Annotated in this window: 24 protein-coding genes; 13 read left to right on the forward strand and 11 right to left on the reverse strand. The window is 34.4% G+C overall.

The window, feature by feature from the left end:
- Nucleotides 1–96: 96 nt before the first annotated feature.
- Nucleotides 97–633 (forward strand): DUF5412 family protein, encoded by a 537-nt coding sequence (locus tag DFR57_RS17750; protein WP_114354564.1) that lies wholly within the window; start codon nucleotides 97–99, stop codon nucleotides 631–633.
- A 133-nt stretch (nucleotides 634–766) separates the two neighbouring features.
- Nucleotides 767–1,522: a class I SAM-dependent methyltransferase gene (locus DFR57_RS17755; protein ID WP_114354565.1), complete on the forward strand. Its 756-nt coding sequence runs from the start codon at nucleotides 767–769 to the stop codon at nucleotides 1,520–1,522.
- Between the two features lie 110 nt (nucleotides 1,523–1,632).
- Here the strand turns inward: DFR57_RS17755 and DFR57_RS17760 are convergent, their stop codons facing one another.
- The 4 genes from DFR57_RS17760 to DFR57_RS17770 form a co-directional block, all read right to left on the reverse strand.
- Nucleotides 1,633–1,923, reverse strand: a complete 291-nt coding sequence (locus DFR57_RS17760; protein ID WP_114354566.1) for a hypothetical protein — start codon at nucleotides 1,921–1,923, stop codon at nucleotides 1,633–1,635.
- A gap of 80 nt (nucleotides 1,924–2,003) precedes the next feature.
- The gene (locus DFR57_RS18370) at nucleotides 2,004–2,150 is read right to left on the reverse strand and encodes a hypothetical protein (RefSeq protein WP_170133033.1); all 147 of its coding nucleotides are present in this window, start codon (nucleotides 2,148–2,150) and stop codon (nucleotides 2,004–2,006) included.
- Between the two features lie 25 nt (nucleotides 2,151–2,175).
- Entirely contained in the window at nucleotides 2,176–2,631 is a 456-nt protein-coding gene (locus DFR57_RS17765) for a hypothetical protein (RefSeq protein ID WP_114354567.1), read from the reverse strand.
- 198 nt (nucleotides 2,632–2,829) lie between these two features.
- Nucleotides 2,830–4,272: a glycoside hydrolase family 1 protein gene (locus DFR57_RS17770; protein ID WP_114354568.1), complete on the reverse strand. Its 1,443-nt coding sequence runs from the start codon at nucleotides 4,270–4,272 to the stop codon at nucleotides 2,830–2,832.
- A gap of 317 nt (nucleotides 4,273–4,589) precedes the next feature.
- Here DFR57_RS17770 and DFR57_RS17775 point away from each other — a divergent pair, with 317 nt between their 5' ends.
- Entirely contained in the window at nucleotides 4,590–5,318 is a 729-nt protein-coding gene (locus DFR57_RS17775; RefSeq protein ID WP_114354586.1) for a MurR/RpiR family transcriptional regulator, read from the forward strand.
- 160 nt (nucleotides 5,319–5,478) lie between these two features.
- Here DFR57_RS17775 and DFR57_RS17780 read toward each other — a convergent pair whose 3' ends face one another.
- On the reverse strand, nucleotides 5,479–5,913 hold the full coding sequence (locus tag DFR57_RS17780; RefSeq protein ID WP_114354569.1) for a hypothetical protein: 435 nt from the start codon (nucleotides 5,911–5,913) through the stop codon (nucleotides 5,479–5,481).
- 316 nt (nucleotides 5,914–6,229) lie between these two features.
- On the opposite strand from DFR57_RS17780, the gene DFR57_RS17785 reads away from it, so the two are divergent.
- The 3 genes from DFR57_RS17785 to DFR57_RS17795 all read left to right on the forward strand — a co-directional run bounded on the left by DFR57_RS17785 (nucleotide 6,230) and on the right by DFR57_RS17795 (nucleotide 8,013).
- Nucleotides 6,230–6,769 carry a 2'-5' RNA ligase family protein gene (locus DFR57_RS17785; RefSeq protein ID WP_114354570.1) on the forward strand — a complete coding sequence of 180 codons (540 nt, stop codon included), beginning with the start codon at nucleotides 6,230–6,232 and terminating at the stop codon, nucleotides 6,767–6,769.
- Between the two features lie 98 nt (nucleotides 6,770–6,867).
- Nucleotides 6,868–7,152, forward strand: a complete 285-nt coding sequence (locus DFR57_RS17790; protein WP_114354571.1) for a DUF5316 family protein — start codon at nucleotides 6,868–6,870, stop codon at nucleotides 7,150–7,152.
- A 99-nt stretch (nucleotides 7,153–7,251) separates the two neighbouring features.
- Nucleotides 7,252–8,013 (forward strand): class I SAM-dependent methyltransferase, encoded by a 762-nt coding sequence (locus DFR57_RS17795; RefSeq protein WP_114354572.1) that lies wholly within the window; start codon nucleotides 7,252–7,254, stop codon nucleotides 8,011–8,013.
- A 180-nt stretch (nucleotides 8,014–8,193) separates the two neighbouring features.
- Here the strand turns inward: DFR57_RS17795 and DFR57_RS17800 are convergent, their stop codons facing one another.
- Nucleotides 8,194–9,336, reverse strand: a complete 1,143-nt coding sequence (locus DFR57_RS17800) for a DUF418 domain-containing protein (protein ID WP_147269793.1) — start codon at nucleotides 9,334–9,336, stop codon at nucleotides 8,194–8,196.
- Nucleotides 9,337–9,706: 370 nt separating this feature from the next.
- Between DFR57_RS17800 and DFR57_RS17805 the strand changes: the two genes are divergently transcribed.
- Nucleotides 9,707–10,243: an AAA family ATPase gene (locus DFR57_RS17805; protein ID WP_245937519.1), complete on the forward strand. Its 537-nt coding sequence runs from the start codon at nucleotides 9,707–9,709 to the stop codon at nucleotides 10,241–10,243.
- A 47-nt stretch (nucleotides 10,244–10,290) separates the two neighbouring features.
- Nucleotides 10,291–10,641 (forward strand): DUF6176 family protein, encoded by a 351-nt coding sequence (locus tag DFR57_RS17810; protein WP_114354575.1) that lies wholly within the window; start codon nucleotides 10,291–10,293, stop codon nucleotides 10,639–10,641.
- A 191-nt stretch (nucleotides 10,642–10,832) separates the two neighbouring features.
- Here the strand turns inward: DFR57_RS17810 and DFR57_RS17815 are convergent, their stop codons facing one another.
- The 4 genes from DFR57_RS17815 to DFR57_RS17830 all read right to left on the reverse strand — a co-directional run bounded on the left by DFR57_RS17815 (nucleotide 10,833) and on the right by DFR57_RS17830 (nucleotide 15,291).
- Nucleotides 10,833–12,743 carry an ABC transporter permease gene (locus tag DFR57_RS17815; RefSeq protein ID WP_114354576.1) on the reverse strand — a complete coding sequence of 637 codons (1,911 nt, stop codon included), beginning with the start codon at nucleotides 12,741–12,743 and terminating at the stop codon, nucleotides 10,833–10,835.
- The gene (locus DFR57_RS17820) at nucleotides 12,718–13,494 is read right to left on the reverse strand and encodes an ABC transporter ATP-binding protein (RefSeq protein WP_114354577.1); all 777 of its coding nucleotides are present in this window, start codon (nucleotides 13,492–13,494) and stop codon (nucleotides 12,718–12,720) included. The genes DFR57_RS17815 and DFR57_RS17820 overlap by 26 nt, the downstream gene beginning before the upstream one ends.
- A gap of 90 nt (nucleotides 13,495–13,584) precedes the next feature.
- Complete coding sequence (locus DFR57_RS17825) at nucleotides 13,585–14,595, reverse strand: sensor histidine kinase (RefSeq protein ID WP_114354578.1); 1,011 nt, start codon at nucleotides 14,593–14,595, stop codon at nucleotides 13,585–13,587.
- Nucleotides 14,596–15,291, reverse strand: coding sequence for a response regulator transcription factor (locus DFR57_RS17830; RefSeq protein ID WP_114354579.1), 696 nt, complete (start codon nucleotides 15,289–15,291; stop codon nucleotides 14,596–14,598).
- Nucleotides 15,292–15,368: 77 nt separating this feature from the next.
- Between DFR57_RS17830 and DFR57_RS17835 the strand changes: the two genes are divergently transcribed.
- From DFR57_RS17835 to perR, 4 genes are all read left to right on the forward strand, one after another.
- Complete coding sequence (locus DFR57_RS17835) at nucleotides 15,369–15,776, forward strand: ion channel (RefSeq protein ID WP_114354580.1); 408 nt, start codon at nucleotides 15,369–15,371, stop codon at nucleotides 15,774–15,776.
- Between the two features lie 80 nt (nucleotides 15,777–15,856).
- Nucleotides 15,857–16,327 (forward strand): thioredoxin-dependent thiol peroxidase, encoded by a 471-nt coding sequence (gene bcp, locus DFR57_RS17840; protein WP_114354581.1) that lies wholly within the window; start codon nucleotides 15,857–15,859, stop codon nucleotides 16,325–16,327.
- Nucleotides 16,328–16,489: 162 nt separating this feature from the next.
- On the forward strand, nucleotides 16,490–17,044 hold the full coding sequence (locus tag DFR57_RS17845; RefSeq protein ID WP_114354582.1) for a cob(I)yrinic acid a,c-diamide adenosyltransferase: 555 nt from the start codon (nucleotides 16,490–16,492) through the stop codon (nucleotides 17,042–17,044).
- Nucleotides 17,045–17,225: 181 nt separating this feature from the next.
- Nucleotides 17,226–17,675 (forward strand): peroxide-responsive transcriptional repressor PerR, encoded by a 450-nt coding sequence (gene perR, locus DFR57_RS17850; protein ID WP_114354583.1) that lies wholly within the window; start codon nucleotides 17,226–17,228, stop codon nucleotides 17,673–17,675.
- A gap of 42 nt (nucleotides 17,676–17,717) precedes the next feature.
- On the opposite strand, the gene DFR57_RS17855 is transcribed toward perR, so the two are convergent.
- Nucleotides 17,718–18,113 (reverse strand): YgzB family protein, encoded by a 396-nt coding sequence (locus DFR57_RS17855; RefSeq protein WP_114354584.1) that lies wholly within the window; start codon nucleotides 18,111–18,113, stop codon nucleotides 17,718–17,720.
- Nucleotides 18,114–18,312: 199 nt separating this feature from the next.
- On the opposite strand from DFR57_RS17855, the gene DFR57_RS17860 reads away from it, so the two are divergent.
- On the forward strand, nucleotides 18,313–19,179 hold the full coding sequence (locus tag DFR57_RS17860) for a nucleotidyltransferase-like protein (RefSeq protein ID WP_114354585.1): 867 nt from the start codon (nucleotides 18,313–18,315) through the stop codon (nucleotides 19,177–19,179).
- Nucleotides 19,180–19,600: the final 421 nt, after the last annotated feature.

A 19,600-nucleotide genomic window follows, 5' to 3' on the forward strand; every position in this document is an offset into this window, starting at 1 on the left:
ATTCATAAACTTTCACTTGGTTGCAGAAGGTATTCTGAAAGAATGGACTTGCACTGGTAGGATAACAATAGAAATCTAATGTTAGGAGAAAGCTTTGTGGAAAAAAGATATAACTTAGGCTCTTTTTATTTAATTCTTTTATGTTTGGGGTTAACAACCTACTCATTGTATTCTAACCTTACCCATAAATGGCTGATTGCACCTCCAAATTATATATTAATTGTAGTTAGTTTGTTAGCTTTCATTTTAGGTCGTATTGGTTTTAAAGATAAAAGAAACTGGCGAACGAAAACTAGAAGTTGGTTAACAGTAGTTTTGTCATTTGTATTGACTGTTGCTCTCTTTCTAGCAATCTTGCTATCCACATTAGCTTCTTCGTTTGGAGCGAATGAACACATAAAAACAGTACAATCTCCTGATGGAAATTATGCAATTGATTTTTATCGTTATGATGCAGGTGCAGCAGGTTCATTTGGAATTAGAGGAGAATTAAACGGCCCACTGTGGTTTAAAAAGAGAATTTACTATCGAGATACAGAAGAGCAAGTTGAAGTGGAATGGAAGAATAAAAACATAGTATCGATTAACAACCACACCTTGAATTTAAAAGAAGGCGAAACGTACGGGTATTAGTTTCGTTTTTGCTATTAGAAAAATAATTAGTATGTGAAACTATCTAATTAGAGTAACTTATTCGACAATAGAAGAAATAAAAAACTCAAACTAGTAATAAGGGAAAGCATTAAATCGAAATGGAGATTTGAGGATGAAACAAACTTTTGATACAGAAGAAGCGATTAAAAGGTGGAACAAGTTTGCTGATATATACGCTTCGAAACACTTTGAACAAGGAGATCTTCATAAAGAGATTTTTCTAAATCCAACTTTATTTACATTAATGGGAAAAATAGAAAAGAAAAATGTATTAGATGCTGGTTGCGGTGAGGGTTATTTAAGTAGGCTTATATCAAAGGAAGGGGCAGTTGTGACAGCGGTCGACTATTCCCCAAGAATGCTAGAAATTGCAAAAAGTAGAACTGAAAACGAGCAAATGATTGAATATAAACATGGTAATCTTGAACATTTAAATATTTTTGAAGATAAATGCTTTGATATAATAATTTCCAATATGGTCGTACAGGACCTTGAAAATTATGAAAGTGCATTTCAAGAAATGTATCGGTTATTAGAGGATGGAGGTAATTTGATTTTTTCGATCTTACATCCTTGTTTTGTAACACCGGGAAGTGGGTGGGAAAAAACCGAAAATGGTGAGAAATTGTATTGGAAAGTAGACAAGTATTTCTATGAAGGAGTTTATGAGCAAGCTTTAGGTGATGAAGAAAAAATGTTGTTCTTTCATAGAACATTAACGACGTATATAAATACTCTTATTAAAACGGGCTTTACTATAGAAAGTATTGTCGAACCAAAGCCATCTAATAAGATGCTAGAAAAATATCCTTCATTTGAAGAAGATTACCGATGTGCAGATTTTATTGTATTTAAATTAAAAAAATAATAATGAGGCAGCTTCCACCTCCGTTTCTTGTAATTTAAAATAGACACTCAAGTGTCCCAAAAATTACCTTAACAAGAGGGTGTTCTTCCATAACAAAATCTTTTATCCTTTTATTCGTTTGTGGCAGTTTTAGATTTGCGTCCATTAATCATAAAGAATAAAAGATTGTATAGTATGCCTCCAATTAATCCTATTATAATTATCCCAGCAGTTTTAATACTTCCTTGCATTTCGGATGAATTATTGACAATAGTAGCGAGTTCAAGTTGGGATATCTGTATATTGATGCTTGCTTCTATTTCCATGAAATCAAGAAAAATTGGAACAATGAACACTATGCCTATAATAAAAATAAGGACAAAGATTAAGAATCCTTCGAAAAACCTTTTTATTAAACTCATTTTAACTTCCTTCCTTTAATTTAATGATATTAAAAAAGTTTGAAATAAAGGGCTTAAATCATTTATTTATACCTTACTTCTTAAGAAAATGCATCAAAAATAAATAATATAATATAAACAGGTACAGCTACTATTACCCCTCCTGCTAACAAATAACAAATAGCAGTAAATATATCTTCGAACAAGTCTCTAATAGCTCCTGCCAGATCATCGATAAACTTTAACATGTTCTCCTCCTGACATTCTCAAATTCTAGCCTATAATATCCATAATGCGACTACTGATTGACGAAAGCTGAGCTAATGGGGGAATAAAACTGTACCCATGACCTCTCCAGAATGCTTTCCACAAGCTAAAACCTTCTTTTCTATAAATGATAAAAAGGGAGCTACTAATAGTTATACAGGTAAATAAAAAATATAGGTTTAATTTATGTCTTTCCACAGAATCTGTTAAGGATTCCACTCTCCATTTTTCATTGCCTGAGAAAGTAGTGGTGTATGCCTTCTCTTCCATGTTGAAGATGTCGTATGTTTGTATCGTGATGCTTTCCTCATCTTTTGCTACTACTTCATAACCATTAGGTGTGTAAGAAAGATCATAGACTAAAAGATAGTTTACTCCAAAAGCAATTAACAATAATAAGCCTAGTCCTATAAATCTGATGGCTTTCTTTTTTTCACCTTGCTGTATTTGTGACTCAGCCATTTAAAACATTCCTAACTTAAGAGAGAGTAGAATAGTACAACTTCGATATTTCATATTTATGTATACATTAAATGGTAATACATTTTTTGTATAAAGAAAAGCCATTCTGAAATAAATTATTATTTTTGCTACAAAAAAAGAGCTAACATAATAGCTCTTAATAAAGTGAAGCTCTGTAAACACAAATTATAGGTACTGTTATTTGTGCAGTTTTTCTCCGTTAGACTTAATAACATTTTGATACCAAAAGAATGACTTTTTCTTCTTCCTTTCTAACGTCCCGCTTCCGTCATCATGCTTATCGACATAAATGAAACCATATCTTTTTGAAAATTGACCAGAAGAAGCACTTACCAAATCAATGCAACCCCAACTGGTGTATCCCATTAATTCGACGCCGTCTTTTAAACCTTCAGCCATTGCTTGGATATGATTCTTTAGAAAATCGATGCGATAGTCATCATTAATGGATCCATCAGCTTCTACTTTGTCATATGCTCCTAAGCCATTTTCAACAACAAATAATGGAATCTGATAACGATCGTACAATTGGTTTAGACTAATTCTTAAGCCAACGGGATCAATTTCCCATCCCCAATCACTTGCTTGTAAGTATGGATTTTTAACCCCGCCTATAAGGTTACCCTCTGAATTAGTAGAGTCGGATTTATCCATTTTTTCAGTTCGTGACATGTAATAGCTGAACCCTATAAAATCTACTGTTCCTTCTTTTATTAAGTCGAGATCAGCGTCTTCGATTTCTAATTCGATGCCATGCTCTTTGAAATAGCGCTTAATGTAGGCAGGATATTCTCCCCTTACTTGCATGTCTGCACAGAAATAGTTGAAAATTCTTTCTTCTTGAAGGGCATACATCACGTTCTCAGGATCAGAATCATAAGCATAAACCGGTGCATACAAAATCATGTTGCCTATTTTAGCGTTCGGAATAATCTCATGGCAAGCCTTTACTGCAATACTGCTAGCAACAAACTGATGGTGGAACGCTTGGAACGTCGGCTGATATTTATCACTTTCTTTTTGAATAGAAAAACCAAGTCCCTGTATTGGCATGATAAACCCACTATTAATTTCATTAAATGTCATCCAGTATTTCACTTTGTTTTTATAGCGATTGAAAATAGCAAGTACGTAGCGCTCAAAAAAAGTAATCACCTCACGATTTCTCCAGCCGCCATATTCTTTAACAAGATTTAATGGCATTTCATAATGCGAAATGGTTACAACAGGCTCGATTGCATATTTGTGTAATTCATCAAAGACTCGATCATAAAACGCCAAGCCTTCTTCGTTAGCTTCTAGTTCGGTTCCTTTTGGAAAAATTCGTGTCCAAGCGATGGACATACGAAAGACTTTGAATCCCATTTCTGCAAATAATGCTATATCTTCTTTATACCGATGATAGAAATCAATTGCTTCGTGGTTTGGATAATAGTATTTTTCACTATCAACTTCAAAATTGAACCCAGGTGATTGTAAAATGGAAAGTCGTTCTTTTCCACCTGGTAGCACATCCGCAATATTAAGTCCTTTATTGCCTTCGTAAAAACCACCTTCAATTTGATTCGCTGCTGTAGCTCCGCCCCACAAGAAATTTTCTGGGAATGTATGGTTTCTCATTTCATTACCTCCATTGAAGTTTTATTTAATAATTACTTAGGGTAGTAGAGATTTTACTTCAAAATTTTTTTAAGCTTACGATGGAATTTTCGTTTCACCTCAATAGCATTTGTATCTTTACCCAAGTTAATTCCAGTGAAAGAAATCCCTTATTAAAATAGTATCTATATTTATAGGCACAGTAAATATATCTAAAGCATCTAGTTGATTATTTAGCTTAAAGTAATTTGTTACAAGAATAAAACACTCTGTTACTTATGGTTATTTATGGTAAGATAAAAGTAATATATGAGGCATGAGTGAAGGGAGATCAACCAGTGTTTACAAATGAAATTATTGCTTCTTTCAATGAACTAGAAACTTCGATCTATCATTATATAATGGAAAATAAAGAAAAGGTTATCTACATGCGAATTCGTGAATTAGCTGAGGAAACGCATGTATCAACAGCTACGATACTTCGATTTTGTAGAACACTAAATTGTGAAGGATTCTCAGAATTTAGAGTAAAGCTTAAAATGCATGTGGAGGAACATAAAAAGACACAGATGAAGGATTCACATCATGCTGTTGTGGAATTTTTTGAAAGAACGTTAAAAGGGGACGCAGAAGAAAAAATTAAAGAAGCAGCAGCTCTTATCCACCAAGCAGAAAATGTTATTTTTATCGGGATAGGAAGCTCAGGAATTTTGGCGGAATATGGGGCGAGGTATTTTTCTAGCTTAGGTAAATTCTCGTTGTATATTAAAGATCCACATTTTCCAATCCACTCGAAAGTTATGAAAAACAGTGTTACGATCGCCCTATCCGTTTCCGGTGAAACGAATTTTACTGTGAATCATCTTCATCAATTGAAGCGGGAAGGCAGCAAGCTTATTAGCGTTACAAATTCTAGATTTTCAACAATAGCAAAAATTTCTGATATGAATATCGCCTATTATGTCACTGAAGAGTTTGTTGAAAACGCCAATGTTACAACTCAAGTGCCTGTGGTGTACATACTAGAAGCGATGGCGCGCGAAATACACAAGCTGCAGGAAGATTAATAGTGTTGGAGCATAGTTGATACTACAACCTTCAAGCTCGCGTAAGTATAAAAACTAGGGTGCTCATTTTTTGTTTTGTGGTTCAGCGACATCTTTATATCGGGAGTGTAACTATGATCCTTGAAAAGGCATTTATTAAAATCCCTCCATTCCCAGTAAATTATTGTCTGTTTAATTGCTTCAATAAGTCCTCACAAATTTCTGTGTGAATCGATTGTCTTTTTAAATTCAGAAGAAGGTGTCGAGGGTTCAGTTTGTTTGCCCCGAACATGCAATTTAGATAATGCAAAAACTCCTCGATACTTGGAGCTTTATTTTGATAAAGGTCATCTGTATTTATGTTATAAGGTGCTAATATTGATTGTAATGCTGGATCTTTTTTATTTAATTGATGGAATGTGTGATAATTCACATCAGTGCCATGATAGAGGCGATATTTAAATGCCGTTAATATATGGATTATCGCTTTTTCTTGGTTCTCTTCGAATTCGTTATCCAATGCATAAATAAAGAAGGGGAATTCATGTCCATTTACCATCATACGAAGCAGTTTATTTTGATATTTCAGTAGATTGATCTCTTTTTCAATATCCATTACAACCTCCAAATGCAGTTTTTTCATTTCTTTCATATGTAAATAATAACATATATATCCAGAAATATTGCTTAAAGAAAATTAACTAAAGAGCTTATTTTTTAACCATAGTAGTTTTCTAAAAGTGTAAATTATATTTTACATTTTTAATAAAATTGCCTTTTTTGCGTGAAATTACAGTCTTAGATAAAAATTAACTTCAAACAACTATTTGTGGAAAAATAAGAATAATTGGCATTTTTATGGTAATCTAAGTTAGAGAGCCTTCGTAAATTAACAAACAGTACTTTTCAATAAAGAGTAGGGGATAGTTGTAATGTATAGCTTTAAAAACGATACTTACATAGTATTAGATGTACCGATAAAAATTGCTGATGGAGTAAAGAGAATAAGGGATCAATATCATTACACAATGGCCTTACCTGTAGAGATTACAGTTGCAGGTTCGAGTGGAATAGGGGTATTAGAGTATGAACAGAATCCGAGTAATGTATATTCTACTTTAAAAGATATAACAGCACGTTTAAAACCTATCAAGTGCAGATTTGGAAAAGTCAGCAAATTTCCTAATACTGATATTTTCTTTTTTACTTTGCTAGATGAAACCCCTGTCCGAGAATTTCACGAACTACTTGCAAAATCGAATATTAAATTTTTAGAAACCCCATTTCCTTATAAGCCACATTGCCCTTTATGTAATAACTCATCCCTAACAGATATAGAAACACAAGAATTATTATCTAAAGAAATTATTGAAGAATTTACTCTTGATACGGTATCACTTTATTCGTTGGAAAGGAAAACAAAGGACGAGTTAAATATAAGATTGCTTGAAAGATTTTCATTATCTGAATAATAATTATTATCTAGTACACCCAACGGGGAGCAGTAATTTGAAAAAGGGTGTCGTGATAGATAAATGTAATAGTGTTAATTAGATGGAAGGGTGATAGTGTGAAAAAATCATTTCTGTATGGATGTATTTCACTAGCTGTTTTAGCTATACTAACTGTATTTAATATGGAATTATTTATAAAAGTAACCGCTATAATTGCAATTGCTACTATAGGGGTTTCGGGCATTTTTTTAAAAACCTTTGTTAGAGGTAGAGAGTTTAATGTAAATGTGAGTGCTAGGGACGATCGAGAAAACAGAAGTCTAGGATTGGTAATTGCAGCATTCGGTTTACCGTATATAATTACCGCTATTATTATTCTTATATTCACTTACTATGTTTGAGTTGTTTTGGAAATATAACCTATTTTTCTAATAATCGACATTGTTTAACATTAAAACAACAATCTTTAAAAATAATATTCTCGCAAAGAGGGGGATAATATGAAAAAAACTAATTACTCCAAAATAGCTGGCAAATATGACAATAATCAGTTTAGGGTTGATGAGATAAGATTTGACCATGACCTAAAAAGTTATATTGAAAATAATATTAAATCAGAATACAATGTATTAGATTTATCCTGTGGCACAGGTCTTTATCTGGAAAAACAATCTAATTACTTTGAGGGAGTTAACATAAACTGGCATGGCCTTGACCTTTCAGAGCAAATGTTAAAGAAGGCTAAGCAAAAAGTAAGCAACTCAAAATTCACTACTGCAAATGTTGAAGCTATGCCATATCCTTCAGAGCAATTTGACTTTATTTCTAATAATTATGCATTTCATCATTATATCAATAAGGAACAAGCATTAAATGAGATATACCGTGTTCTACAAGAAGGTGGTATCTATAAATTACATAATATATCTATTCAAGACATGCCTAAGTGGTGGGTTTATCATTATTTCCCAGCAGCATATTACGAAGATATTAAAAGATTTTGGAGTAAAGAGATTATTTTTCATGAACTTACAACAAGGGATTTAAAGGTAAATTTGAAAATTGAGTACCGTATGGAAAGTATAAAGGTAATTGATTACCTAGATTATGCTAAGAACAGAGATATTTCTGTCCTAACTTTAATAAATGATAAAGACTATGAAGAGGGCTTAGGAAAAATGATAGATGATATAAAAACTAACCCAGATAAAACAATTGTTAATGATTTCGCAGAAATGTTTTGTATCACCAAAAAATTATAGAATTTAAAGCTATCTGGTGTGGTAATTGAAAGTTAAGGAGACTTTTTTTGTAAGGAATTGTTTTACATTTCCGTGTTCGAATAACTTCCTTTGCTTGAGAAGTAAAACAGCCACTTCCAAAAGGGGAGCGGCTGTAATGATTATTCAACTAAACTAAGATCAAAAACGTTCCTTCACATTTCAATCTCTATATTTTAGAGGTTGAATTTTCCCGTATGTTGCTGATCGCCATACCCACTCTAAAGGACCATACTTATAATTTTTCAACCATAGATAGCTTAGTAGAATTTGTATAGGGAAGACAATCAAACTAATTACGATGCCCAATCCTAAATTCAACTCTCCAAACAAACCAAGTCCCTTAAATATACCGACCCCAATGATTGATTGAATTAAATAATTTGTTAACGCCATTCTTCCTACATAGCTAAGCGGATGAAAAAATTTTATCCACTTATCTTTTTGCAATAATATTATAAGAGAAGAAATATAAAATAATGAAAGACTAAGACCGCTTAATGTTATAAAGACTTGAATAGCAATTTCATTTAAAACTCCATAGTTTAAAATGTCTAAGTGAAAAATGAGAATAAAAATACTAAATGGGATACTGAATAATAGACTAATCCACCATGTGCGTTTAACTAGATCTTTGTGTGAATCAAACTCACTGATTATACGACGTTTCCCTATATATAATCCCAAAAGAAACATATACAATGCCGTAAGGATAGAAAAAGGCAAGTCCTTTAAAATGGGAATCACTTCATTGTTAAAACGATAGGTTAGCCAATCTAAATAACTACCATTATGGTAATGCTCTATTGCTAATTCTACTTTTCCAGAACCATCAACCTGTAACATCTGTATCTCGTGTGTCAATTCTTCAGCAGAGGAGAATAAATTCGACAGAAGTAAAAAGGTTAAAGCGATAGTAAATATGAGAATCCAAGTGAAAATCGTTTTTGTCTTTCTTTTATAGAAGAAAATCAGGAAAAAGCCAGCTAATGCATAGTTTAAAAGTACATCTCCATACCATAAAAATACAAGATGCAAAAAACCAAATATAGCTAAAATTGTCAGTCTTCTTAAAAATAGCGTATAAAACTGGTCGATTTTTTTTTCAGCTCGACTCATAAAGATATAAAAGCCTAGTCCGAACAAAAATGAAAATATCGAAAAAAATTTAAACTCGACAAATATGTCCAAGAAAATACGGATCCATTTATCGCTTTCACCCATTTGTTGTGGAATCATGTACATGTCATGTACTAATTGGGGTGTTTGAAAAAGTTGCATATTCCCTAGGAAAATGCCAAACAATGCAAATCCTCTAATAATATCTAATGAAACTATTCTTTCATTTAGAGATATTGGTGTTGATTTTAATAAAGTATTTATATCTTTTTCTCCCCATTCTTTGTTTTCATGAAGTATCCACAATAGTTGAAGAAGCTTTTATTGATTTAATAATACCACAAAGTAGTGATTAGTCATTTCTTTCATTTATTATCAATAAACGCTGCGAAAAGAACCTAATGATAAGAAAATTAGTTTTATAGGATTTCTTTCACTATCAATTGGATTTACTGATATATTAGTAGAAAGACCATGATGGAGATAAAGTTAAGAATGTAATAGTAAAACAACCAGAATTCATTGATATAAAAGTAAAATGCAAATATCTATGTGGGTGAAAAAATTGGTAAAAATATATATTATATCTGGTCCTGCAGGAGTAGGTAAATCTACAACTGCAAAAAAACTTGCTGAACAGTTTGACCATAGTGCATATATTGAAGGTGATCTAATAAATCATATGGTGATTGGTGGTTATCTTCCCCCGTGGGAAAGTGAAGAACTCCAGTCCCTAGTATGGCAAAATATAGCCGATTTAAGTACTAATTTTATTCAGGCAAATAAAAATGTAATTATTGATTATGTTGCATTCCCAGAAGAAGCAGAAAAGTTTTCTCAAAAGATTTATTCAGAAGGAAAGAACATAGAAATTAGATACGTTGTATTATGGGTGAAGAGTGATGAACTATTGAGAAGAGATGCATTAAGAATTAAAGAACATCAAATGGGAGCTAGGAGTATAGAGTTAATTAAGGAATTTGAAAGTAAAGAAATTGAAAATCGCTTTTTCTACAATACAACTAACATACCGCAATCAGACTTAGATAACATTATTCAGAACATAAGAACAAATCCAAAGTTCAAATATTAATTCTTAAAAATGCAATTATATTTATTCACAAGAAATGAGGAATACATATGTCTCTTAATGTAGAACTGTCAAAATTTAAAGTGAAACAAGGTAAATCTCACGTTGTAGATGAATGGATGAAATTCCTGAATGACAATATGAAAGATGTTCTTCTAACGCTGGAAAATGAAAAAATGTATGTGGAATCTATTTTCAGAGAGAAAATTGAGGAAACGGAGTATTTATATTGGCATTCCATACAAGGAGACGGTGGAGCACACGTTGAAGAATCACAGTACGAAGTGGATAAGAAACACTTAGAATATTGGTATGTATGTATTGATGAAGAAACGTCACTTACAAATTTGACGTCAGAAGTATTAATGATTCAAGAGGATGTTCGAAAATCAATGGAATAACATCTTTTAGACAAGAAGATTGCTTTTCATTTTCGTATCTAAATAATTACCATAATAACCATTGAGAAAACACCACAAAAAAAAGAGCATCAAATTGTTTAACAATTCAATGCCCCATTCAATCTTATTTTATTGATTTCGCTAAAAACTAGCGTCCTTATTTCTAAACAATGCGAAACTTAACGTCAACTTCACATTACTTGCTTAATTTTCGCTGTGTACAAGCCTCGGATAAACACAAAATAAATGGTGTAAATCACAAAGTACGCGCCAATTAATAACACGCTTGGTAAGAGTACTGACGCGGATAACATGTTTTGTAAGGCTAAAAATGCAAAGCTTGCATGAACTACTGCAACAAAAAATGGTATAAAGAATAAATAGGCAACTTGCTTTGTTGCTATTTTCTTCATCTCGGATACCGTTAATCCTATTCGGTATAAAGCCTTATACTGCGCCACATCCTTATCCAAATCTTGATAGAGCTTAAAGTAAAGAATCGAACCAGCTGCTAAAAAGAATAGCACACTAATGAACAATCCGAAAAATAATGTGTAGGAAAGAGATTCACGCATCATTAAATAAAAATCGGCTTGCGAGTCTATTCCCGTAACAATCGAACCATCCACATAACTCGTAGCTTCCTCAATTGCTTTTGCATTAGAAGCCCAATTATCCACGTTTACAGCTGTATAGCGATACATTTCATTTTCTTCTGCAACAGACGCATAGTTTTCATAAACTTCATCTGATACTACAATTTGCGATCGTGTATGCCTATTGGTATTTACAATCGAATCAACCGTATTAAGTTTAAGTGTTTCGCTATTATTCTCAGAAGTTAATTCTGTTTCTTCGGAGAGAGAGAAAGTTCCCGGACCTATGAAATGCGGCAACATGACATACGCTTCATCATCTGCAATCGATACATTCGAATCCTTTCCATTAAACGCTAGAAGTTTTTTGTAATCAGAGGCTTTTAATATTTGTACCCATATTTCTTCCGCGTCTTGCACGAACAGTCCCTGTGTTGTATCAATAGTGAGTTGATCATACTCAAGATTTTCCTCTTCAAAACGATCGGTTGCTTTTTGAACCTCATCAGGCATTTTTGCAATATTTTCTTCGCCTTTTGCCAGAAATGATACATTTTGCGGGATATAGGAAGTCGCTTCTACTTCTGCACTTTTAAATGCTCCGTATAAAACACCAGAAGCGGTGAAGGCTACAGCGCTTAAAATCGTTACAAAAAACAACAACCGCGCATGATCCTTCATTTTATACATTAAATCAGATATCGTAAGTAAATTCGTTTGTTTAAAATAAAAGGATTTCTTTCGCTTTAATATTGTTAAAAAAGCAATACTAAATTGGGTAAACAAGAAATAGGTGCCAGGCACGATTAATGCCACTATTGGTAACATTCGAAATGCAATGGTTACCAAGGTTGCCGTTGCAGCCAAATAATATGCTGCACCAATTAACAACAAGCCGAGGATACTTAATATCCATGAAAATTTCAGCGCGCGTTTGGGTGCTTTCGCTCCTCTGAAAAGTTCGATCACAGCATTTGTTTTTAACGTCCAAACAACGACAAGTGAATTAAACTCGAACATTAAAAAGTAAGCAAGCACAGTAATTATGATGGCCTTTGGTGCTAAATGGAATTCAAGGGTACCCTGCATATCGAGAAGCTCTGAAAAGCCCATCAAGAAAACATTTGCGAATAAAGCTCCAACAAGTAAGCCCGCTAAAATCGATACCAATCCAATAATCGTATTTTCAATAATCAATAACCGATTTAATTGCCCTTTACTGATTCCAAGCGTCATTAACAATCCATATTCTTTCTTCCTCGACTTAATAAATGCACCCGTCGAATACATCACAAACAAAAAAGAGAAGGAGAAAATAATGATTTCAGCTGCCATAATCCCACGTTGCACACTTTCTCTAAATTCATTGCCCTCAATTTCTGGGTGAAACAAAATCACCGCATAGATGAAAAATACAGCAACCGAAAACGTACAACTCAAAAAGTAACTCATGTACTGTCTAGCATTTCGGCGCACATTATTAAACGCGAACTGTTTGAAGGTCATCCATATCGCCTCCTAACATCGATTGCACATTTAAGATATCTTGGAAAAATGTCTGGCGGTTGTCCCCTTTATACAGTTGGTTAAAGATTCTGCCATCTTTAATGAATAAGATCCGCTCACAATAACTCGCTGCGAATGAATCATGGGTCACCATTAACGTTGTTGCTTCCTTCTCTCTGTTTAGCATGGCGAGAGCTTCCATGACTTGCTTGGAGGATTTGGAATCTAAGTTTCCGGTCGGCTCATCGGCAAAGATGATTGCTGGATCATGGACGATGGCCCGAGCGATCGCCGCCCGTTGCATTTGCCCACCAGAAACCTCATAGGTGCGGTTTCTTAAAATCTGATCAATGCCGAGCTGGTTTGCGACAGATGCTAATCTCTTTTCCATTTCGCTAACCTTTTTCCCGTCCAATGTAAGTGGAAGCATGATATTTTCTGCGATGGTGAGGGTATCTAGTAGGTTAAAATCCTGAAAAACAAAGCCCATTTCCTGACGACGAAATTTGGCTAGCTTCGTTTTCGATAGAGAGCTAATATTATTTCCGTTGATCATTAAGCTTCCTGCTGATAATTGGTCTATGGTAGAGAGTAGATTTAGGAGGGTGGTTTTGCCACTTCCTGATGGACCCATGACCCCAACGAATTCTCCTTTTTCAATCGTCATATCGATGTTGTCGATCGCTTTATGCTCAATTCCGCTTTTGGATCCATAAATTTTAGTGATATTTTTTGCTTCTAATACTGACATGTTCATGCCCCTTTCCTTTAATCTACCCTCATTATAAGGAGAAATTAGGAGATTCCCTATCGGTTTTTCTTTCATTTCGAAAAAGAAACCTTACATTTTTGTAAGGTTCGTGAACTGAATTGAAACAGTGGTACCATTATTTTTCGCGGAGGAAATAAAGATTTCATGTCCGAGTGCATCACAAATCTCTTTTGCAAGATATAAGCCCATTCCTGTTGACTCCCTGAAATGTCGGCCGTTTTCACCAGTGAAGAAGGGTTCGAATACACGATTAACATCCTGCGCCTGAATACCAACTCCTTGGTCTTTAATAGAAAGAGTAAAGGTATTCTCTTCAATTGTAGAAGAACACATAATAGCTGTTTTCGTTTTAGCCGCATATTTAATCGCATTGGTAAGTATTTGTTGTAGGACAAAGGCGAGCCATTTTTTATCGGAATAAAGATAAGCATTTTCACTGATTTCAAGCTTTGGATAAACTTGATTTCGAATAAAGCTTGATTTTAACTCACCGATGATTTCCTGTAAGTAGGGTGCAATTGAGATTTTCTCCACATGAAAATCTCGTTCGAATTGATGAAACCGTGATTGGTATAAAGCGAGCTGTAAGCCGTGTTTTAACCGATCGATTTCTTCTTCAATATTCTTATGTAACTCGTTTGGAAGCTTGCTGCGATCCTTTTCAAGCGTTAACTGCATGACAGAGAGCGGTGTTTTCATCTGATGTACCCATTGCTGCATAAAGATCGATTCCTGTTTTTTCGCCATTGCTAATTTATCATTTTGTTCCTTAAAATATTCATATTGCTTCGTATAATGGTCTTTGATCATCAGGGTTAATTTATCAGGTGGATCCGGAAGCCATACCGATTCTTCCACTTTCATTTTTCGTATCCGGTAGAAATCCTTGTAGCGTAGGTAACGTAAATATAAGTGCAGGATTAAAAAAACGCTGACAAGTAATATGATATAAAAGAGATTAGCAGTAGATATGTTGCCGCCACTTGTTCGAGCAGCTAATTGTGCGACGATTAAAACCACGGTAATTTGGGCATAGAAAAAGCACATCATACTAATTTGATCATACAAATAGCCTTTCATCTAGTTCTGCCCCCATTTATCCGTCATTTTGTATCCAGCACCCCTTACGGTTTCGATAACGTCTTTAATACCGAGGTCAGCAAGCTTTTTACGTACCCTTGTGATATTGACACTTAAAGTATTATCATCTACAAATTGTTGATCATCCCATAAAAGCTCCAACAAATATTCACGGGAGAGAACATGATTCATTTGCTCCATAAAGGCTTTAGTAAGGAGAAATTCTTTTTTAGAAAGACCTGTCGTTTGGTTGTGATAGCTTAATTCTAAGCCGTGTGTATCGAGTGTAAGGCCTTGTATTTCAATTAGCTTTGTTTGTTTTTCTAACGCGTATTCTCCGTAAACCCTGCGCAATAGACTTTTAATTTTTGCAAGCACCACCTCAAGCTGAAAGGGCTTCGTGACGTAATCATCGCCCCCATTTTCAATCGCCATGACTTGATCCATGCCACTATCTCTTGCAGAGATAAATAAAATCGGACAGTTGCTCACAGATCTAATTTTTCGGCACCAGTAAAAGCCATCAAAGCGCGGAAGGTTGATATCTAGGAGTACTAGCTGCGGATCAAACGCAGTAAATTCCTCACTTATTTTATGAAAGTCCTTTACTATAGCTACTTCATAATCATATTTTCGCAAAGAATCACGTAAGATTCCTGCAATTTTTGGGTCATCTTCTACAATATAAATGCGCATTTAGTCATCACCTTTCCAATGCTATCGTAAACTAAAAAAGGGGAAAAATAAACGATTAAGAGAGGATTGGGTTGTGTATGATTGCTGTCATCTCTATTTTATTTATTGTTGTCTTACTTTTAGCTAGTATGGTTGCCTTTATTTTTGGAAAAGCACACCTAAGAAGTACCTTTTCTTATGAGATTTTTTATACTTTATTGGTTGTCTATTTTATCGTACTTACCTCCTTTGCTCTGCTTTATTTCGTTTTATCTTTTCAGGGAGTATTATTACTCGAAAATGGTATGCTAAAAGAATTAAGCACCTTCGAAACACTCGCGCATTCTTTTTACTTTAGCGGGGTAACATTAATGACAGTGGGCTATGGGGATATTACCCCAATTGGCTGGGGAAGATTATTAGCGCTTATCGAAGCGTTGATTGGTTTTATCCTGCCACCAGCTTTTTTTTTAAAGGTTTGGCAGCATAAATATGATGGGAATTAGAAGGACAAGGCCTATCAGTTGAGACTTTCTATCATTTCCAGTACGCTAGGTATAAGATCATTGAACTTGGAGGGATAAGAATGACTGTAGAAGTTGGACAAAAAGTGAACGATTTTACATTGAAAAATAATAGTGGAGAAACGGTAAATCTATCCGATTACGCAGGAAAGCATGTCGTCCTTTACTTTTACCCGAAGGATGACACCCCAGGCTGCACAACAGAGGCATGCGATTTTCGTGATAATTACGAAAGCTTCAAGGAATTAGACGCAGTTATTTTAGGAATTAGCCCTGATTCTGAAGAAAGTCACAAGAAATTTATTGATAAGCATGACCTACCATTTGAACTGCTAGTAGACACGGATAAAGAAGTAGCAGAACAATTTGGCGTATGGCAGAAGAAAAATAAATTTGGTAAAGAATATATGGGTATTGTTCGTTCCACATTTATTATTGATAAAGAGGGCGTACTTCAAAAGGAATATCGCAATGTCCAGGTTAAAGGACATGTCGATAATGCGTTAAATTATATTAAAGATGAATTAAATTAAAAAGGAGGTGCAGGCAGTGATGCTTGCACCTTTTTACATAAGGTACAACAGAAAAAAGTTATTTTGTGCTCAATAACTTTCCCTAACAAATTCTTAGTCAAAAGGGCACTTGCGTTTTCGTTAGTGGATATCGATAATAGAAAAAAAGGAGTAGATGAAGCAATGCGGATTTATACAAGAAGCGGTGATAAAGGAGAAACATCTTTAATATATGGAAAACGAGTAGCGAAAAATGATTTGAGGGTAGAGGCTTACGGGACGTGTGATGAGGTAAACGCCATAATTGGAACAGCAATTAGCCAATTAGATCATGAAGAAACAGAAGAGATAAAAGAGGTTAAAGCGATGCTATCAAGGATTCAGACGATTCTTTTTCACGTTGGGGCAGAGCTTGCCACACCGATTGATAAAGAGGTGACATGGAAATTAAATACGTCGCATATTGATGAATTAGAAGCTAAAATTGACCAGTGGCAGGCAACCTTACCTGCATTAAAAAATTTCATTTTACCCTCAGGGCACCTAGCATCTACAAGTCTTCATCATGCGCGTACTGTAGCAAGACGAGCTGAGCGGGTAGTAGTGGGACTCGAAGCGGTGCATTCACCGTTAGCAATGAAATATTTGAACCGTTTATCTGACTTCTTGTTTGTAGCTGCTAGGTACGTTAATCAGCAATTGGGCGGAGAAGAGAAGCTATTAGAAGCTGATGTCTAAAAAAGAAACCTTTTAGATCAAAAAGCTTGGAAGAAGCGGTTATATGATTGACATAACCTACCTTTACAGAGTACACTAATTATAAGAATTATAAAGTAATAATTGTGTTAATACTGGTCATATTGTAAACTGGTAGCATCGACTACGAATGATTCTTATCTTACAGAAGAAAGTGAGGTGCATGACGGTGTCAGACCATATGTTGCAAGAAGCAATTGGAAAGTTAAAAGACTCTGGCGTAAGAATTACACCACAACGTCATGCGGTACTAGAATTTTTATTGAACGCTGAGATCCATCCTACCGCAGATGATATTTATAAAGCATTAGAAGGCAAGTTCCCAAATATGAGTGTAGCAACTGTTTATAATAATTTACGTGTATTTAGAGAAATTGGACTGGTTCGCGAATTAACCTATGGAGATGCTTCAAGTCGTTTTGATTGTAACACGAGCAAGCACTATCATATTATTTGTGAAACGTGTGGAAAGATTGTTGATTTCCACTATCCAAGTTTAGATGAAGTAGAGTCACTAGCAGAGCAGATTACTGGCTTTGAAGTAACGCATCACCGGATGGAAGTATATGGTGTATGTAACGCTTGTAAACCACAAAAACAAAAAATGATTTAACAGCAAAAAGCGAGCGTCCCGGAATGTGGAACGCTCGTTTTTTTACTCTTCTGATTTTTCTTGTGCTTGTCCATTATTTGATTTACTATATTTTTTGGAATTATATTCTTCATCAAATTCTTTACCTTCTAAATCCTTATCCAAGGTTAATGGCTCCTTGCAGTGCATACAGGCATCCACACGACCAAGCATTTTAGTCGGCTTCTCGCAATTGGGACAAATAATTTGGACAGCCCTAGTAGACAATAAGCCAATCCAGAAATACACAACCGTACTGAAGACAATGGCAAGTGTACCTAAAATAATAAAGATCAACATTAACCATTCAATTTGTCTAGCCCAAATACCAAGATACATAATTCCAAAGCCGATAAAGATTAAACTAAGGGCAAACGTTCTAATTCGATTTATCTTATTTGAATATTTAATTTCAGCCATGATTTTCCCTCCAACACATTCACCTAAAAACTTCTCTTTGTAGTATAGCATATTTTATAATGAGATTTAGAAAATCAATCTTTTTAGTAAATGTGGTTTAAAAAAATGCGGAAAGGCTAATTTAAAAAAGAGGAAATTCGTCGGTTTTTATCGAAATATAATATAAAGATACAGAGTAAATATTCTTGGGGGGATTATGATGGAAAATGTGTTGCGTCCAATATATCAAGAAAGAGCAAGCAATCCAAACACACTTGGCATAATCATGATGGAAAAAAAGCGTGAGATTAGTCCAGAGACAGACAATTTTGATGTCATTTTGCTTGTAGTGGTAAAAGAAGCAAAGGAAGACTGGCTTGTAAAGCACTATGAATTTAATGAACAATCTGCCGCGATGCATGTGGTTGATGAAGCATTATTAAATGAATGGATAAACACCAGTACATATCGACGCGCAATGGAATGGATTATAAATGGGCGAATCATTTATGATCGAAATGAATATTTTCAACATTTAAAAGAAGAGCTCAGAATTTTTCCAGCAGAAAAAAGAAAGCTAAAGCTAGCTATTGAATTCGCTAAGCTCACAAGGAGTTACAGTGAGTCCAAAGATTTGTATGAGTCTGGACATTATCTTGATTCGTATAGCCGCTTATTACGTTCCCTTCATTATTTAGGTAGAATTGCAATTATTGAAAAAGGCTATCATCCCGAAGTAATGGTGTGGGGGCAAGTGAAACGGATCGATCCAGAAGTATACAAACTTTATGAAGAATTGATTCGCAGTCAAGAAGAAACAAAAAAACGCGTAGAGTTGATGCTGTTAGCTATTGAATTTGCTCTAAGCGCGAGATCCACTATTTGCTCGGAGCATTTGTTAGATGTAATGAAGGAAAAAGATGAACCATGGGGATTTGGAGAATTAAAAGTTCATCCGAAACTCAGAAGTTACCTATATGATTTAAGTAGCATGGTTGCTTACTTAGTAGATAAGAATATAATTGATGTCATTTTAGTAGAAACAAAGGGTGAGTATATTTTTCACCGGAAGTACGTTGTTAAATAATAAAGGTAGGAAAAGATGCGACGCAAAGGATCGTGTCTTTTTTGTTTGGAAAAGGAAACAGAGTTTATTATAGAAGAAACTAAAAATCTGTGTCAATTTATCCTTAGTGGGCATAGGATATGTTGGTAACGATATCCAGTCAAAAAGATGTATAAAAATTATTGACATGGTATAAGTCGCATGGTATATTAGAAAACGTTGCTGCAAAAGACAGTACAAAATATTAACACATCTTTTTTCGAAAAAAGATTCATTGAATCTATTGACAAAGACAAGAAGAAAATGATATTATGTATAAGCTGTCGCAAAACAGCACAGACTATAAATTGATCTTTGAAAACTGAACAGAACAACCAGTATGTCAAGTAAGAAATTAAGCTAGTTAAGTTTTAGAGCAATCGAGCTCACATATTATGGAGAG

It is taken from the genome of Saliterribacillus persicus (genome assembly GCF_003337485.1).
GTDB lineage: Bacteria > Bacillota > Bacilli > Bacillales > Amphibacillaceae > Saliterribacillus > Saliterribacillus persicus.

Bases quoted from the DNA above. Each gene is read 5' to 3' on its own strand.
- DFR57_RS17755 (WP_114354565.1), top strand. From the start codon at position 767: ATGAAACAAACTTTTGATACAGAAGAAGCGATTAAAAGGTGGAACAAG.
- DFR57_RS17760 (WP_114354566.1), bottom strand. From the start codon at position 1,923: ATGAGTTTAATAAAAAGGTTTTTCGAAGGATTCTTAATCTTTGTCCTT.
- DFR57_RS18370 (WP_170133033.1), bottom strand. From the start codon at position 2,150: ATGTTAAAGTTTATCGATGATCTGGCAGGAGCTATTAGAGACTTGTTC.
- DFR57_RS17765 (WP_114354567.1), bottom strand. From the start codon at position 2,631: ATGGCTGAGTCACAAATACAGCAAGGTGAAAAAAAGAAAGCCATCAGA.
- DFR57_RS17770 (WP_114354568.1), bottom strand. From the start codon at position 4,272: ATGAGAAACCATACATTCCCAGAAAATTTCTTGTGGGGCGGAGCTACA.
- DFR57_RS17780 (WP_114354569.1), bottom strand. From the start codon at position 5,913: ATGGATATTGAAAAAGAGATCAATCTACTGAAATATCAAAATAAACTG.
- DFR57_RS17785 (WP_114354570.1), top strand. From the start codon at position 6,230: ATGTATAGCTTTAAAAACGATACTTACATAGTATTAGATGTACCGATA.
- DFR57_RS17795 (WP_114354572.1), top strand. From the start codon at position 7,252: ATGAAAAAAACTAATTACTCCAAAATAGCTGGCAAATATGACAATAAT.
- DFR57_RS17810 (WP_114354575.1), top strand. From the start codon at position 10,291: ATGTCTCTTAATGTAGAACTGTCAAAATTTAAAGTGAAACAAGGTAAA.
- DFR57_RS17815 (WP_114354576.1), bottom strand. From the start codon at position 12,743: ATGACCTTCAAACAGTTCGCGTTTAATAATGTGCGCCGAAATGCTAGA.
- DFR57_RS17820 (WP_114354577.1), bottom strand. From the start codon at position 13,494: ATGTCAGTATTAGAAGCAAAAAATATCACTAAAATTTATGGATCCAAA.
- DFR57_RS17825 (WP_114354578.1), bottom strand. From the start codon at position 14,595: ATGAAAGGCTATTTGTATGATCAAATTAGTATGATGTGCTTTTTCTAT.
- DFR57_RS17830 (WP_114354579.1), bottom strand. From the start codon at position 15,291: ATGCGCATTTATATTGTAGAAGATGACCCAAAAATTGCAGGAATCTTA.
- DFR57_RS17835 (WP_114354580.1), top strand. From the start codon at position 15,369: ATGATTGCTGTCATCTCTATTTTATTTATTGTTGTCTTACTTTTAGCT.
- bcp (WP_114354581.1), top strand. From the start codon at position 15,857: ATGACTGTAGAAGTTGGACAAAAAGTGAACGATTTTACATTGAAAAAT.
- DFR57_RS17845 (WP_114354582.1), top strand. From the start codon at position 16,490: ATGCGGATTTATACAAGAAGCGGTGATAAAGGAGAAACATCTTTAATA.
- perR (WP_114354583.1), top strand. From the start codon at position 17,226: ATGACGGTGTCAGACCATATGTTGCAAGAAGCAATTGGAAAGTTAAAA.
- DFR57_RS17855 (WP_114354584.1), bottom strand. From the start codon at position 18,113: ATGGCTGAAATTAAATATTCAAATAAGATAAATCGAATTAGAACGTTT.
- DFR57_RS17860 (WP_114354585.1), top strand. From the start codon at position 18,313: ATGGAAAATGTGTTGCGTCCAATATATCAAGAAAGAGCAAGCAATCCA.